This window comes from Porphyromonas crevioricanis, assembly GCF_900476255.1.
GTDB lineage: Bacteria > Bacteroidota > Bacteroidia > Bacteroidales > Porphyromonadaceae > Porphyromonas > Porphyromonas crevioricanis.
In genome coordinates, this window is sequence record NZ_LS483447.1 from 1,586,901 (window position 1) to 1,603,032 (window position 16,132).

The following is a 16,132-nucleotide window of genomic DNA, read 5'->3' on the forward strand; positions in this document are numbered from 1 at the left end:
GCTGTAAAACTTCTAATCATATAGTATAAGAGTTTGGCTAACAAGTATATATGCAATACTCATAGTGATGAATAAAAGAAGTATATATGCATGGTATATAATCCCGAAAAATGATCGAAAGACTATTTTGTAATTATAAATAAGCATAGAAACTCTCACTGAAATACTTCTCCCCTACCCTCCTCTATTATCTTTTATATATATAAATCGCATGATAAAGGATTACATTTTATACTTGTAGATTTACTTCTCTATATACAGTCAAATTGTCATTCTATTTAGAAGCGTGATTTTAGAAAGAGAGACGATCTCTTTTTGATGGCAATCATCAAAATGCCCTCCTTGCGTTTTTGGCATAAGATGTCACACGAATTGCCTTTTTTCTTAATCATGGAGAGTTTAAGAGACTAAAATAGACGACTATTTATTTGAATATCAAGTAGATATATAGATAAAGTAAACCATATCATAAGTGCTCAAAACAGAGATTTGGGAAATTTCTGAAGAGAACTTTGCGAAATGTGAGATATTTGCGAGAAGTCCGGATATAAAAGGAGGAAACCAAACGAAGCTCACTATCAATAAACATCTCCGATCTGTGTATAAGTAAAAGGGCTGCGCCAAATTTTAATTTGGACACAGCCCTCTTATGGTGGAGCCCGGAATGTGTAGCTCTCTTAGTTGGGTTGTTTAAGCCTCATTTGCAAGGCTTTTCCTATTATGCTTATCAACTGCGCTTGCCGTGCATAACGAGCAAAGGAGTACCAGCATGGAAAAGCATACGTCTGGCCATGCTGGGATTGAAGAATTGTGAGAAGAAATTCCTGCGATAGGTATTAACCACAATCATATCTATATCCTCCATTCGGATAAATTTCTCCAATGCCAGAGAGAAATCTCCCGGATCCAAAGGATTATAACTGATATCGATGTTTGGATAATAATGTTTGTAATATTCCTGTATCGCTTTAAGCTGAACCTCATTCCATTCCGGCGTAGAAGTAGAGATATTAAATAAGCGAATAGACGCGTTGATATGTGATCCCAAAAGCTCCATGAAAGAGTCGAAAAGAACCATATCTCTCTGGTCGAAGCTGGTAGCTACTGCCACACGATCGGCCTTTTTTAGGTCATTAAATGGAACTTCTTCGGGGATAACCAGCACAGGTACCCGGCTTGAGTCTATTACTTCAGCGGCCACACTGCCTATCAGGTCGGAGTCTTTGCGAGATTTCCCTCTTGTCCCCATTATAATGATTACCGGCGGATGACGACGGCTATAACTTAGTATCACATCTTCCGGCGTGCCGTTGCGTATAATAGAGGTGAATTTTACTTCAGGCAACTCCCCCGCTGCAACTCGTTCCCGTAGCTCTTTCTTCAGTTTGCTCATCTGTCTGTTAGCCTTAGCCAGTTCCTTGGAAAGATTGGTTTCGACAGGTACCTGAAACATTGCGGCATCCCCTATTGAGAAGAATGCAGAGCCAATGGGGGTGAAGTGAACATGGAATAGGACCACATTTAGTCCTTTTCTATGTGCAAAATTGAACCCTAACTCACATATCTTCATGCTATATTCGCTGAAGTCTACAGGAATCAATACATAGTCACTGGGATGAGATGGTTTCTCTTCGGGAACATCTTTTTCTTCTTGGTCCCATTTGTTGTCTTCTATGATACGCAGAGCCTTGGGCAAGTCAGTCTCTTTGATACGTACCCGCACTCCGGCCGAAACGACCGGTTGTATCTGGTTTACATTGTGCAACTGAGTCTCAATTCCTTCGCTCTCTAATAGTGTTTTTAGGATCTGTGCCTTTTCATATGTATGAATGGCTATGGTAACTAATTTGCTTTCAGACATAACGTACTGCTTTGTGTTGGTTGTGTTCAATCATAAACGCAGGACTACAAGGGGAAACAGCCCGACAAGTCCGGCAACTCATATAGCTCAAGAGAGACGCTCTCTCGACGTATCAAGAGACGAAAAACAATCAAAAGGGGAGACCTTCTACCCCACTCTTTAACAGATATGCAAGATCTCCCCTCTCTTTCATGGTATCATTAGGACTCAGATGCCATTTCTTCCTCGAGGGGCTTTTCCCCAAGAATAGCCTTAGCCTTATTGAGTATGGTGGGGTCGTCAATCTCAACCAGACCGCCATCGGGGCCGGGTTCTATATGTATACCGCAACTCCGACCTTCTTCGTAGTTGGCACCGCCAAAGTAATTCCTCACTGTATCCGGGCGAAGATCAAGCTCCTCGGCGATGCGTGTCATGGCGCCGTCAGGCAGACTATCTTTTATTCTTCGCAATTCGTTGAAAGAAATGGTGATTGACATAGTGTTGTTGTTATTAGTGGTTGGACATTATTGATTATTCATTTCACCGCTAATTTATATTTTCCCTGACAAAAAAGCAAACCCGAAAGCTTCTGTTTTCGAGATCGTTGCGCAGGCTCCCAAGACGCTTGTTTCAGTAGCCCTTTGTCAAGCTTTATGGAATGCAATAATTACGACATGGCGTTGACACTAATTTATATATAACAAGCGATCACTTTGACTAAGGAGCTAATTCCACTCTTCTGTAATTTAAATTTCATATCGCATTATAACTAAAGCAATACGATTTTAGAAAAGCTGTCTTCCACCTAATGGTGATGCCATTTGACTGGGAAATAGCCAAACAAAAAGAACTTTTAGGTCTCCAAAAGCTCTTCTCAAAAGGCCCTATTCATCGGCATTCTGAGGGGGTCAAAATTCTCTCCTGAGAAAACAAAAATTCTCTCCTGTGTTAGCAAAAATTCTCTCCTGAGAGAATTTTTGCTCTCTCCCCAGTTATTGTACAAGAGTTGGGGAGGCATGGCAAATGAGATCTCTTTTTCCAACATCGTAGGAGTTGTTTTCGGAAAAACTTGGCTCTTCTATTTGTGAAAAAAAGTATATTCGCAAAAGGGTATAGAAAGGATCTACCAAATACTTTCTTTCTATAAATTTGACAATCTGCAGCGGTTTTGGCTTAGTCGTCCCTTGTGCCAACGAACAGGCGCAGAGCGGGAGTTGCTCGCCTTCCTCCCATTCGGGGATGATGATGCCTTCCCCATTTTCTCGACTTTCTCGTTCTTCAGCTTCTAACTGCTCCTTATCTTTTTTCCTGCTGTTTTTGAGGATGGCACGCCAACCCCCTTCCTTGATGATTTCTCCTTTGAGCGTGAACTTTACACCTTCGCACAAGGCGGTTACGGTGGTAACGTCTTTCTCACACCGAGCGGAGAAGGCTTCCAGCATACGCCCTACAATCATATTATAGATGACCGCTTCCTCTCCAAATACATCTATCGGCTTTTTGCCTGTAATGAGCAGGGCATGGTGGTCGGTCACTTTCTTCCCGTTTACCGATCGGGCATTGAGGACGGAAAGGTTACGGGCATGGATACCCCATACGGGATGGTCATGCAGGAATGCGATCAATGCGGGGATTTCCTCCAAGACATCCTCTGAGATATAACGACTTCCGGTACGCGGATAAGTGATGTATCCCTTTTCATAAAGTTTTTGTGCCAGTGTAAGGATTTGCTCTGCCGAATAACGGTGTTGGCTATTGGCTTCCTTCTGCAGGGTGGTCAGGTCGTACAAAAGAGGTGGTTCCTGCTTCGCTTCCTTGCGGACAATCGTCTCTATCGTGATTTGAGAGGCTGCTTTAGTTTCTCATACAAGGCGGTGGCTTCTTCCTTGTTGAAGTAGCGTTCGGGCGATGAGAAACGGAAGCTCTCATCGCCGTCCTTTACAGAAAGGCTCAGTTGCCAAAACGGTTGTGGCGTAAACTTCTTATGTTCCCAGAAGCGTGAGCAGACCATGCAGAGTGTCGGAGTCTGCACCCTGCCTAACGAGTAAGTGCCATAACCTGCCGCTATGGAAACGGCTTGAGTGGCATTGATACCCACGAGCCAGTCGGCTTCGCTGCGTGCTCGAGCGGCATAATAAAGATTGTCGTACTCGGCTCCGCTTTTGAGCTGGACAAGTCCTTCCCGAATGGCTTTGTCTGTGAGCGAACTGATCCAGAGTCGCTCAAAAGGCTTGGCGATGCCGAGATACTCGTAGATGAACCTGAATATTAACTCACCCTCACGTCCTGCGTCGGTGGCTACGATGATGCTCTCTGCCGCTTTGAAGAGTTTTTCAATGACTTTGAGCTGGGCAAGGGCACTCGGGTCTGCCTTGTAGCCTTTACCGCTCTTGACTTGACGGGGAATAAGGGTAAAGACGGGAGGCAGGATGGGAAGATTTTCACGATGGAAACCTTTGAAACCGTAGGCTTCGGGCATGGGCACCGTTATCAGGTGTCCCAATGCCCATGTGACGGTGTAGTTACTGCCTTCTATATAGCCCTCTTTTCTGTTCGTTGCCCGAACGACGCGGGCAATCTCACGGGCTACGCTCGGTTTTTCTGCTATGATGACTTTCATACGATTTTACTTTTGGATGTTAGTGGTGGCGGATTACATTTTCATTCCCTTGGAACGCTTCTGTTCCTACTTCTCTTCTTTCTGCTCTGCGGTGGGTGGTAGAGTCTTCAGTCCGCCTTTCTCGTCCGTCCCTGCGACGGCTTTGAGAGTTTTGTCCTTCTGATCCTCGACTAAAAGGACTTCTTGGTCTTTGATTTTTTCGTCCATATTACAATGTATTTAATGACACCAACAGCGGTGCATGGGAAAAGGTAAATCAAAGAAACCGTGCATGTTAGCAGTTGGGAATAACTGCGTACTTGTGGCATTGATATGGTGGGAAGTGGCTCTTCCATATACAACGAATGGGATATACCGCAAAGATATATCCCATCGTCATGCCCATTAACCCAAAAGGGACTTGTGTATTCAGCTCCCCTCTTGTCTGTACTGTGAGGGAGAGATGTTGTAGAGTTTCTTGAAAGCGTGGTAGAACACCGAGTAGCTCTCGAAGCCGCAAGAGTCTGCCACCACTTCTATCGTCCATTCGGGTTGGGAGACGAGTAGCTGCTTGGCACGCTCCATACGGGTATGCTGTATGAAGGAAGCAGGGGAGTCGCCCGTCAGAGCTGTTAGCTTGCGGCGGAGTTGGCGTTCGCTCAGGCAAAGTTTATCGGCAAGCAATGTGGTGTTCAGCTCACGTTGTTCCATCAGCATATAGATGGCATTCACCGTCTTAGAGAGGAACCTGCGGTCAGTATCGTTCATGACTACCTCAGTTTCCTTGCCCTCTGTCACGGCTTTGGTATATTTCTCTCGCAACAGGCGACGCTGCTCGAGGAGTTTCTCCACACGCACTCGTAGCTCATCGTGGTTGAACGGTTTGGCAAGATAGGCATCCGCCCCCGCTTCAAAGCCTTTCACACGGTCTTCCTCGCTTACCTTTGCCGTTACGATGATTACGGGAATATGGCTCAGTATTTCATTGCCACGCACTGCTCGGCACACTTCCAAGCCGTCCATACCGGGCATCATCAGGTCGGTGATGATCAGGTCGGGCACCAATTCCATGGCTTTTTCCAATCCCTGCGTGCCGTCAGCAGCGTACGCCACGGCGTAGCCATCTGTTAGTTGTGAGCCGATATACGCAGCCACGTCGATATTATCTTCGATGATCAAAATACGGCAGTCGGCATCCGAGTTGGTACTATCATCGGGTATCTGTAAGGCTTCGGGGATCAGGGGGGGTTGCCCATCATACTGGTATCTTCCAAGAGGCGTTTCTTACTTTCGTGGCGTATAGGTACGGCAATGTGGAAAGTTGTTCCCTTGCCCACGGTACTCTCCACGCTTATCGTACCCTCTACGTTGTCGATGATCTGCTTCACGAGCGCCAATCCCACGCCTGTGCCGACGTTGCCTGCATCCTGCTCCGACTGGTAAAACGGCTTGAAGATATGCGGAATAGAACTCTCGGCTATTCCTCTGCCCGTGTCACTCACGTCAATACGCAGTTGCTCGTGATGTTGCCACAACGAAACTCTTATCTTGCCATACTCCGGCGTGAATTTGAGGGCATTGGAAAGCAGGTTATTCAGCACCTTGGTCACATAGTCGGGCACGAAGTCCATCTCCACCTTGTCCTTACCGATGAACTGGAGCTTCACGCCTCGGCTCTCGGCATAGTCTTGATAACTATCTACCAGCATTTCGATGTAGGTCGTGATGTTGCCGGCATACCAATCGGGGGCACCCACAGACGACTTGATTTTGGAAATGTCCAAGAGTTGATTGATAAGCGTCAGCAGACTATTGCCCTGACGCTTGATAACCTCTGCCTTTTCCCGTGTCGTCGGTCGTGCCTTTTCATCGTCGACAAGCTCACGGCTCAGTCCCAAGATGACGGTGAGCGGTGTGCGGAACTCATGGGTGATGTTGGTGAAGAACGTCTCGCGCATCATACTCATTTGCTTTAGTGCATGATGGCTGCGTGCACGGAGACGTTGTATGTAGAACAACGCTGTTATTCCGCCACCCGACAGGAGCAGTAGCAAGACGAAAGCACCAATCCCCCAATGCCGTATCGTTCGTTCACTTTCCAATTTATAATTTACCTCCGCCATTTGTTGTTGCTGCCGTCTTCGCTCTATGGCGAGGCTGGTGCTCTGCATGCGGTTGATTTTTTCCATATCCACCACGCTGTCTTGCAAAGCCGTCGCACGCTCATAGCATACCAAGGCTTGCGAGAGATTGCCCGAATGTTTGTGGTGCTTATAATATAAGGTGTAGATTTCCGCCTGATGCTCCACCGACTTGATGCGCTCCGCCACTGTCTTGGCTCTGTCCAGATAGGCGAGAGTCTGCCTGTCGTTGCCCGAGGCACAGTGTATGCCCGCCAGTGCGATGAGCGAGTTCAGTGCGTGCCACTCGTCTTGGGATGCCTCCATCAGCTTGTAAGCGGCTTCATACTCTGCGATCGACTTGTCGTAGTCCTTCGCTTTCTCATACAGCGAGCCAAAGTAGGTGTGGCAAAGCGATATGCCCAACGTATTGTTTGCCTTTTGGTTGAGTTCCATAGAGCGACGATAATAGACCCATGCCGAGTCTGTCTGCCCCCGATGCTCAAAGATGGAGCCGAGGTTAGCATAGTTGATCGCCATGCCCACGGCACTGTTCAGCTCCTGCTCGCCTGCCAGAGCCATGTGCAGGGCACTGTCGGCACGGTTGTAATTGCCGATGGTCATATAGATGTTGCCCAATCCGTTGAGCGACATCACACGGTTCTTCTTTGCGGTGAAGGTGGTGTCCGAGTATTCTTCGCTCAGTTTCCACGCCCTATAGTGATACTCCTGAGCTACGTCCAGTACGCCCAGTCGGCGGTAGTCCGTACCAATGTTGTTGAGTGCCTGCACCCATTCGAGGGTATCTCGTGCGGCTTCTGCCTGCTTCAATTCCTCGCTGTGGACATAGAGAGCCTCGTCGAAAAGGCTTTTGTTGCGTAGAGCCTTGCCCTGTTCTCGCAGGGCAACGATGCTCATAAGCGTTTTCCCCTCCTTCTCCCACTGCTTCTGAAGCACGGCGAGCGAGTCGCTGTTCTTTATCGACTTTACAATGCTGTCTGCCTCGTGCCGCTCTTCAGCCGTAAAAGAAACTGGCTCTCTCCCGCACGAAACAAGCAGAAAACCAACCGATACAAACGTCGTTATAACGCTTAAAATCAGCCGATAGCGTTTACAATCCCCCATAAATATTAAAAGGCTCGTGGTGAGGCTGTAAAGAGGTTTTAAGACCATGTTTGTGGTGTTGCACAAGTATGATTTTTTGTGATTGTTCATAGGTGTGTTTATTGTCGGGTCAGCCATTCTGCGGCAGGAACCATACGGATGCAATGTCCGTTCTTCTCCACTTCACGGTCTTCGTCGAAGTTGATGAGCAGCAGGTTTTCGCAATGGAATTTCGTGGCGGCTTTCAGCAGAGCGTTGATCTCACGGTTCAAGGTCTTCTCCGCACTGATGTCATAGGACACCTGCACCAACTGTTCCACCTTTCCTCCCTTGGCGATGACAAAATCCACTTCCCATTGGTTGTCGCGGTAATAGAACACGTCAGCATACTCGGGGCGGTAGCGACGGAGCAGTTCCACATAGACCACATTCTCTAATCGCCAACCCATATTCTCGGTGGAGAAAGTGCCGCTGCGTTCCGATACGAAAGCCACATCTACCACATACACTTTCTCGTTGCGTACCCGCTCCCGACTCTTATAAGAGAACTTGGGAACACCCAGCAGCAGGAATGCCTCCTTCAGATGGGAATAGTAGTTCTCTATGGTGTGGTTCGACACACCAAAAAGTTTGGCAAGGTCTGTTGCCACGAACTCCTGGCAGAAATTGTCGGCAAGGTAGGTTGCCATTCGCCGAAGCACCTCCACGTGCCTCAGACGGAACCGCCGTGCGATGTCGTTCTTGATGATCGAATTGAGCAGTGCCTCAATGTACCCCCTTTTGTTCTGCTCGTTCATCAGTTCGGGAAAGCCGCCGTCCATCAGGTATTCATGCAGGGCTTTCTTGCGCAGGGCTTTGGCTTTGGTGGAGAGGGAGCGAAGTTCCACGCCACGCATCGTGGCATATTCGGTAAACGAGAACGGATAGAGTTCCACCTTGTTGTGTCGTCCTGTCAGGTGGGTGGTCAGTTCGCTGCTCAGCAGTTTGGAGTTGGAACCCGTGACAAACAGGTGCACTTTCTGGCGAAGCAGGCGGTTGACAAACAACTGCCAGCCCTTGATGTTCTGCACCTCGTCAAGGAAAAGATACTTGAAATCACCATATATCTGATACAAGGCATCAAGCACACGGTCGAAATCGTCGGTCTCCATTCCTGTCAGTCGGTCGTCATCGAAGTTGGCATAGGCAAATTCCCCCCCCTGCTGCCGTATGAACTTCTCGCACAGGGTGGATTTTCCGCTTCGGCGCACGCCTATCACAATCTGGGCAAGGTTGCTCGACGGCGACAGCTGCCTCTCCTCCATTCTGCTGCACAACAGCGACGGGTCGTGCGACAGCAGTTCTTCCTTTTGGTCGGAAAAGATGGTGGTCAATCTTCTTGCATCCATAAATCCATATTTTAATCTGCTTGCAAAGGTAACAAAAGCTCCATAATCCATAATACAACGCCAAGAAAACTTCCATAAGAAATCAAATATTCATTTCGTAAGTTCTTTTCCGCACTGCATGCAAAGCAATCACAGAAAGAAAAGCGAAAGAAAATACTGACGAAAAACACTCGAAACTCTCCCAAAGTCCTCAAAACTATTTTTCGGACTATCTGCGAGCTTTTTCGGCATTTTTCGCTGATATTCAATGGAATGCGATTTCTCGATGTCCGAAATATGCAGGTGGGGTACTTGAAGAATGTCCGATTTCTGCAGGTTTTTGTCCGAAATCAACATATCCCTTTGGCAGATGCGGGGGTAGCTTTGCAGAAAAGAAAACAGACGTTTTGAAATGGCACGAAAAAAAGATACTTCAAACCGTCGCATCTCCCCCGACGAGATTGCTCGTATTACAAGCGACCGCTTAGAACTCTTGGATGTGATCCGCGATATGGTACGCATCGAAGTGGACAAGCAGCTAAAGGGCAACCTCGCCAGAGAAAAGCTACCCGATACGCTCGGGGGCGACAGCGACCCTCCGAAATCCGATACACGAAAAGACTAATACAATCACCTAGTATTCATTAAACAAAAGTAATTATGAACAGAAGCGAACATCAGTCATCGTCACTGCCTCTCTTAGGCAGGATGACCCGAATGGGGCTGACGGCTCTGCTCTCCTGCACGATTGCCGTCGTTGCCCACGGGCAGACCTCGGAGTCATCGGGAGGCACGCCGACACAGCCCGACTTCAATCGACAAGCCCGCACCCATACTTGGAGCATCTATGCCGAGGGTGGCACGTCGTGGGCATCGGGCGTGTGGTATCAGAACCTTGATGCCAAACGTAGTTACAGTCTGTCGCCTGCCGTGGGCGGCGGCATTGACTACCACATCGTGCCGTGGGTGCGTGTTGGTGCGGAGTATCTCTACTCACGCTACCGTCGCGAGCAGAGGTTCTCTACCATCGACCCGAAGCAGATGCCCGTCAAGACCTATGGCAACTATGTGGTGAACTACCACAAAGTACGCCTCGGTGCTGACTTCAACATCATGGAGCTATGGAGCAGCCGAAAGGCGCAATGGCTCAACATCTATGCCGGCACGGGCGTGGGATACCTCTTTGCCAAAGGCAACGAGTATGGCATCTACTTCAACAACACCATCTCGGAGGGTGGCACTACGTCGCCACTTACTCCCGATGCCACCATCAGCAACGAGTCGAGCCTCACGCTCACGGGCAACGTGCGTACCACCAATACGCACACCGACTTCCGCAATTTCTACATCCCTGCATCGCTCCACATTGAGGCGAACCTCTCGCCACGCATTGCCGTAGGCATAAAGGGAGAAATGGACTGGCTCATCGCCCGCAAGGAGATGGCACCGAAGAACCTCATCTTCGCCCTCGCCACCATGCGATACAGCTTCGCCCCCAGCCATGCCAAGGCATTGGCGGCACGCTATGATGGTGAAATTGCCACCCTCAACGACCAGTTGAACGCCCTGCGACAGCAAGCCGAGAACGACCGACAGCGTGCCGACCGTGCCGAGAGCAAGCAGCAGGAACTCTCCAAGCGTCTCAGCGAGTGCGAGCAGAGCAAGCCCGTCGTGCAGCAGCCTGCCGCCGCAGTGGCTCCCCACTTCGTGCAGTTCGCCCACGACAGTTCCTACTTCGACCGCACCGAGGCAGAGCGTCTCCGCACCTTTGCACAGAGCGTACAGGGTCGCAGACTCAACCTCATCGCCGAGGCAAGCACGCCCGGCGACACCGACTACAACCAGCAGCTCTCGGAGCGTCGCTTGCAACGTGTCATCGACTTCCTCGTCAAGGAGGGCTTCAGCCGCGACAATCTCCGCCCCACCGTTGCCGTGGGCGAGCAGAACGACAAGCCGAGTGCTGAGGGACGCCGAGTAACCATTACCGTAGAATAGAGTTTATTAACCCATCTCAAGATGCTCGAAAGGCAACGGAAGCAACGCACCGACGGAACGTCAATCAATGCTCCAATAGAACGTCCATCGACGTTCCAATAGGATGTCACTCGATGTTTCGACAGCACATTCGGGCAGAGATAAAACAACAAAAGACTATGATTCTATACAGCGTCAAGAAAGTCGTCGTAAACATTGGCAAGCACAAGGGCAAGACCATGTACTATGCCGCCCCTGCGACACAAGACAAGATTACCTCCCGTCAGGTGGAGGATCGCATCATCAATGCCACCGCCCTCTCGCGTGCCGACGTGCGTGCCGCCATCACGGCACTGGCAGAGGTCGTGCGTGAGGAGATGTTTGCCGGTCGTGCCGTCGACCTTGCCGACCTCGGTTCGTTCAAGGTCGTCTCCACGGGAAAGCGTATGGAAACCGAAAAGGAGGTTACCGCCGACACGTTGAAGACACCCCGCATACAGTTCTTCCCCCGACACGAGATGCGCGACCAAGCCAAGGCGGTGCAGCGTATGGTGACACGTCCCGACGGCATCTCTACCCAAAGCGGTACACCCACTCCGACGCCTACGCCCCCGGACGAAAGTTCCATAGGAGCATGACTTTGCTATTTTCCAAACAACTAAGTAACAATAATGATTAAAACAATAGAGATTATGAAACGAATAACATCTATCCTGTTTGCCATCACCATGCTGTTGGCAGCACCCACGTTCCTCACCTCATGTCAGGAAGACGCACCCGAGATCAACTACACGATGAACGTGACAGTGAACAACGACTTCACCAAGGTGGTGGAAGCCATCAACAATGGTACAATGAAGATGGAAGAGGCTATTGCCAAGCTCTCCTCATCCATTGACCAGATGAAAGCCACGCAAGCCGAGAAATTGCAGATGCTCATCGAAGTAATCACCAATCAGAGCAATGCGCTTGCGGCTAAGCTCGCTGCCATAGAGGCAGCTATCAAGGCACAGACGCTCTCACTCGAAAGCAAGTTGCTACTCTTGGGGACAGCGGTGAACAACAACACCATCAAGCTCGACGAGATGACCACCAAATTAGCACAGGCCATCGACAACATGAGCGGAGCCCTCTCCGAGAAGCTCGAAGCTATCCGCGGCATCATCGAGAGCACATCTGCTGCCACCGCCCAGAAGCTCGCTGCCATCGAGGCTGCCATCAAGGCACAGACCCTCTCACTCGAAAGCAAGTTGCAACTCTTGGAGACAGCGGTGAACAACAACACCATCAAGCTCGACGAGATGACCACCAAATTAGCACAGGCCATCGACAACATGAGCGGAGCACTCTCCGAGAAGCTCGAAGCTATCCGCGGCATCATCGAGAGCACATCTGCTACCACCGCCCAGAAGCTCGCTGCCATCGAGGCTGCCATCAAGGCACAGACCCTCTCCATGGAAAGCAAAATGCAGCTGCTCGAAGATGCTATCAAGGCACTGCCCGACTACTCCGCGCAGCTTGAAGCCATCAAGACGGCCATTGCCAACCTGCCCGACTATGGCGACAAACTCTCTGCCATCAAGGCGGCCATCAATGCTATGCCGGACTATAGCGACAAGTTCGACGCCGTAGTCGCCGCCCTCAATGCCATGAAGACGCAGATTGAAGCACTCGGCGACGCACAGGCAGGCATCGCCACACAGATTGCCAACGTAACCACCGCCATCAACAACCTCATCGCCTCTGTGAACTCCGGCAACACCTCGGCAGCCGCAGCCCTCGCACAAATCATCGCCAAGCTCGACGAACTCAAAGCAGCCATCGGAAGTGGCGGCAGCGGCGGTGGAGGAGGCGAAGGTGGAGGAGGCGAAGGTGGAGGAGGCACCACTCCTTCAACGATGGAATATGTCGACCTCGGCCTGCCAAGCAGTTTGAAGTGGGCGAAGTGCAACCTCGGTGCATCGAAGCCGGGCGATAACGGCGACTACTACGCATGGGGCGAGACAAAGCCCAAGACTGACTACGTATGGGCAACCTACAAGTGGGGTACGGAGGATAACTTGAATAAATACAACAAAACCGACCGAAAAACCGTCCTCGACCCCGAGGACGATGCCGCCACCGCCGCGCTCGGCGCACCCTGGCGCATGCCGACCGCAGGTGAAATCCTAGAACTGATAAACCCAGACAACTGCACCTGGACTTGGATCAAGAGGGACGATGTGAACGGCTACGGCGTGAACGGCTACAAGGTGGTATCGAAGAAGAACGGCAACAGCATCTTCCTGCCGGCCGCCGGCAACCGCAATGGTTACGATCTCGACGGTGCCGGCAGGTGGGGCGGCTGTTGGTCGAGTTCGCTCGTCGGGCCCGGCAGCGACTACGCCCGCAGCCTCGGCTTCGGTTCGGGCCAGCACGACTGGAGCTCCAGCCGCCGCTGCTACGGGTGGGCGGTGCGGGCCGTCCGCCCATGAATTTGCCTTGCCCCACGGGCATGACACGATAAAATAAACCTCTCCTCCTGTCCTTGAAAGTGGCGGGAGGAGAGTTACCTAAAAAAATTACTGATGATCTCCGTGTGAGCAAGGCTCTCTGATGAAACCTTCACATCATGATCAACGCGGCAATCGCCGGACCATGACCGAAAATTGCACATTCAATCTCCGCAAATCGCCTTGCTGTTTTGCGGAGATTTTTTAATTCAAACTCGTTGTGAACATGAAAAGATTAGTAAACCTGCCTTGGACAGGCATCATCACTTCCGACCGTGCCACGGCGGAAGAACGAAAGAGGCTTTGGGCAACTTAAACGAGACAAGAGTGTACAAAACGATGATATGAAAACAGGGGTGATCTGATAAGCTCCCCCCTGAATGGTATTGTTCAAAGGAAAAAAGAGGGTTGCGCTGTCATATAAGCAGCACAACCCTCTTTTCATATCGGGGAGGTTAGGGTAAAAGATACCCTACTCTACTTCAATCTTGTAGTAGGATCTCCAACACTTTTACAGCAGAGAAAGCCACCGGAGTACCCGGACCGAAGATTGCTACCACACCGGCTTTGTATAGGAAATCATAGTCCTGCGCGGGGATAACACCACCGGCTGTTACCAAAATATCGGGACGTCCTAATTTCTTCAGCTCTTCTATTACTTGTGGGATCAACGTCTTGTGCCCTGCAGCCAATGAGCTGACACCCATTACATGAACGTCATTCTCTACAGCCTGCCGAGCAGCCTCTTCCGGAGTTTGGAACAAAGGCCCCATGTCTACGTCGAAACCGCAGTCGGCATAGCCTGTGGCAACTACTTTGGCTCCACGGTCGTGTCCGTCTTGCCCCATTTTGGCAATCATGATACGAGGCTGACGCCCTTCTTTCTTAGCGAACTCTTCTGCGAGCTGCTTGGCGCGATCAAATACTTTGTCGCCACCCGATTCTGATGAATACACGCCTGATATAGTTCGGATTACAGCTTTGTATCTACCTACGACTTCTTCGCAAGCGTCAGATATTTCACCCAAAGAAGCACGCAAACCAGCTGCCTTTACAGCCAATTCGAGCAAGTTCCCTTCTTTGGTGCGCACACAATTGGTGATGTCTTCGAGAGCCTTCTTTACAGCCTCTTCGTCTCGATCTTTGCGCAGCTCGTTCAAGCGACCAATTTGTTGTTCTCGTACGGCCGTATTGTCGATCTCCAGAATATCAATAGGATCTTCTTTGTCCAGACGATATTTATTAACTCCCACAATTGTTTGTTGGTTGGAGTCAATGCGGGCTTGAGTGCGTGCTGCCGCCTCTTCGATACGCAATTTCGGCAGTCCGGTCTCGATTGCCTTGGCCATACCACCCATGCCTTCGATCTCTTGGATATGAGCCCAGGCTTTATGCATCAGCTCATTTGTAAGACTTTCCACATAGTAAGAACCTCCCCATGGGTCGATTTGCTTACAAACCATGGTTTCTTCCTGAATGTAGATCTGTGTATTACGTGCGATACGAGCTGAGAAGTCTGTAGGCAAAGCAATAGCCTCATCCAACGCATTGGTGTGCAAGGATTGAGTATGCCCCAAAACGGCAGCCATTGCTTCTATACAAGTACGTCCGACATTGTTGAAGGGGTCTTGCTCCGTAAGCGACCAACCGGAAGTCTGGCTATGGGTACGCAGTGGTAAACTCTTGGGGTTTTCTGCGCCAAAGCTCTTGACTATTTTGGCCCAAAGCATACGAGCTGCACGCATTTTTGCGATCTCCATGAAGTGGTTTACTCCAATAGCCCAGAAGAAAGACAAACGTGGTGCAAACTTGTCTACAGGTATACCAGCATTGATACCGGCACGCAGATACTCCATACCATCGGACAGCGTATAAGCCATTTCGATGTCTGCCGTCGCTCCGGCCTCCTGCATATGGTAGCCAGAGATAGAGATAGAGTTGAACTTAGGCATCTTTTGAGAGGTGTACTCAAAGATGTCTGCAATAATCTTCATTGAGAATTCAGGTGGGTAGATGTAGGTATTACGCACCATAAACTCTTTCAGAATATCATTCTGTATTGTACCGGCCATCTCCTCAAGTTTGGCTCCTTGTTCCAAACCGGCGTTGATATAGAAAGCCAAGACTGGCAATACAGCTCCATTCATGGTCATGGACACCGACATTTTGGACAAGGGGATCCCATCGAAGAGTACCTTCATATCTTCGAGAGAGCAGATAGAAACACCTGCCTTTCCCACATCACCTACAACTCGGCTGTGATCGGCATCATAGCCACGGTGGGTTGCCAAGTCGAAGGCCACCGACAAACCTTTCTGTCCTGACGCAAGGTTACGTCTGTAGAAAGCATTTGATTCCTCTGCCGTAGAGAATCCGGCATATTGTCTAATGGTCCATGGACGAAGAGGGTACATGGCACTGTACGGGCCACGCAAGAAAGGAGGTAAGCCCGAGGCATAATGCAAGTGCTCCATTCCTTCTAGATCGTCTTGTGTATAGACCGGACGTACATCGATCTGTTCAGGGGTACGCCAGTTGGCTGATATATGGTTGTCCTCAGCCCACTTGGTAGCATTCATTGCCGCAAAGCCGGCGGACTTGATGTCTATATTTCTGAAATTTGGCTTCATACT

11 protein-coding genes and 1 pseudogene are annotated in these 16,132 nt (G+C 49.9%); 4 read left to right on the top strand and 8 right to left on the bottom strand.

Annotated features, from left to right (window positions below; translation table 11 throughout):
• Nucleotides 1-727: 727 nt before the first annotated feature.
• From DQN70_RS06930 to DQN70_RS06950, 7 genes and pseudogenes are all read right to left on the bottom strand, one after another.
• Complete coding sequence (locus tag DQN70_RS06930; RefSeq protein WP_023939493.1) at nucleotides 728-1,861, bottom strand: universal stress protein; 1,134 nt, start codon at nucleotides 1,859-1,861, stop codon at nucleotides 728-730.
• A gap of 200 nt (nucleotides 1,862-2,061) precedes the next feature.
• Nucleotides 2,062-2,340, bottom strand: a complete 279-nt coding sequence (locus DQN70_RS06935; RefSeq protein ID WP_023938407.1) for a hypothetical protein — start codon at nucleotides 2,338-2,340, stop codon at nucleotides 2,062-2,064.
• 663 nt (nucleotides 2,341-3,003) lie between these two features.
• Nucleotides 3,004-4,463 (bottom strand): annotated as a pseudogene (locus DQN70_RS06940) (DNA topoisomerase); the annotation flags it as partial.
• A gap of 66 nt (nucleotides 4,464-4,529) precedes the next feature.
• Complete coding sequence (locus tag DQN70_RS09520) at nucleotides 4,530-4,670, bottom strand: hypothetical protein (protein ID WP_023938410.1); 141 nt, start codon at nucleotides 4,668-4,670, stop codon at nucleotides 4,530-4,532.
• A 201-nt stretch (nucleotides 4,671-4,871) separates the two neighbouring features.
• Nucleotides 4,872-5,621, bottom strand: coding sequence for a response regulator (locus DQN70_RS09615; protein ID WP_231968809.1), 750 nt, complete (start codon nucleotides 5,619-5,621; stop codon nucleotides 4,872-4,874).
• 59 nt (nucleotides 5,622-5,680) lie between these two features.
• Nucleotides 5,681-7,777, bottom strand: coding sequence for a tetratricopeptide repeat-containing sensor histidine kinase (locus DQN70_RS06945; RefSeq protein ID WP_231968810.1), 2,097 nt, complete (start codon nucleotides 7,775-7,777; stop codon nucleotides 5,681-5,683).
• A gap of 8 nt (nucleotides 7,778-7,785) precedes the next feature.
• On the bottom strand, nucleotides 7,786-9,054 hold the full coding sequence (locus tag DQN70_RS06950) for an ATP-binding protein (RefSeq protein ID WP_023939499.1): 1,269 nt from the start codon (nucleotides 9,052-9,054) through the stop codon (nucleotides 7,786-7,788).
• 391 nt (nucleotides 9,055-9,445) lie between these two features.
• Here DQN70_RS06950 and DQN70_RS06960 point away from each other — a divergent pair, with 391 nt between their 5' ends.
• The 4 genes from DQN70_RS06960 (at nucleotide 9,446) to DQN70_RS06975 (ending at nucleotide 13,481) form a co-directional block, all read left to right on the top strand.
• A complete protein-coding gene (locus tag DQN70_RS06960; protein ID WP_023938416.1) occupies nucleotides 9,446-9,658 on the top strand; it encodes a hypothetical protein in 213 nt (70 codons plus the stop codon).
• Between the two features lie 35 nt (nucleotides 9,659-9,693).
• Entirely contained in the window at nucleotides 9,694-11,028 is a 1,335-nt protein-coding gene (locus DQN70_RS06965; RefSeq protein WP_023939502.1) for an OmpA family protein, read from the top strand.
• Between the two features lie 158 nt (nucleotides 11,029-11,186).
• Nucleotides 11,187-11,645 carry an HU family DNA-binding protein gene (locus DQN70_RS06970; RefSeq protein ID WP_023938418.1) on the top strand — a complete coding sequence of 153 codons (459 nt, stop codon included), beginning with the start codon at nucleotides 11,187-11,189 and terminating at the stop codon, nucleotides 11,643-11,645.
• A 54-nt stretch (nucleotides 11,646-11,699) separates the two neighbouring features.
• Nucleotides 11,700-13,481, top strand: a complete 1,782-nt coding sequence (locus DQN70_RS06975; RefSeq protein ID WP_023939503.1) for a coiled-coil domain-containing protein — start codon at nucleotides 11,700-11,702, stop codon at nucleotides 13,479-13,481.
• A 500-nt stretch (nucleotides 13,482-13,981) separates the two neighbouring features.
• Here the strand turns inward: DQN70_RS06975 and scpA are convergent, their stop codons facing one another.
• Nucleotides 13,982-16,129 carry a methylmalonyl-CoA mutase gene (scpA, locus tag DQN70_RS06980; RefSeq protein ID WP_023939504.1) on the bottom strand — a complete coding sequence of 716 codons (2,148 nt, stop codon included), beginning with the start codon at nucleotides 16,127-16,129 and terminating at the stop codon, nucleotides 13,982-13,984.
• Between the last annotated feature and the right edge of the window lie 3 nt (nucleotides 16,130-16,132).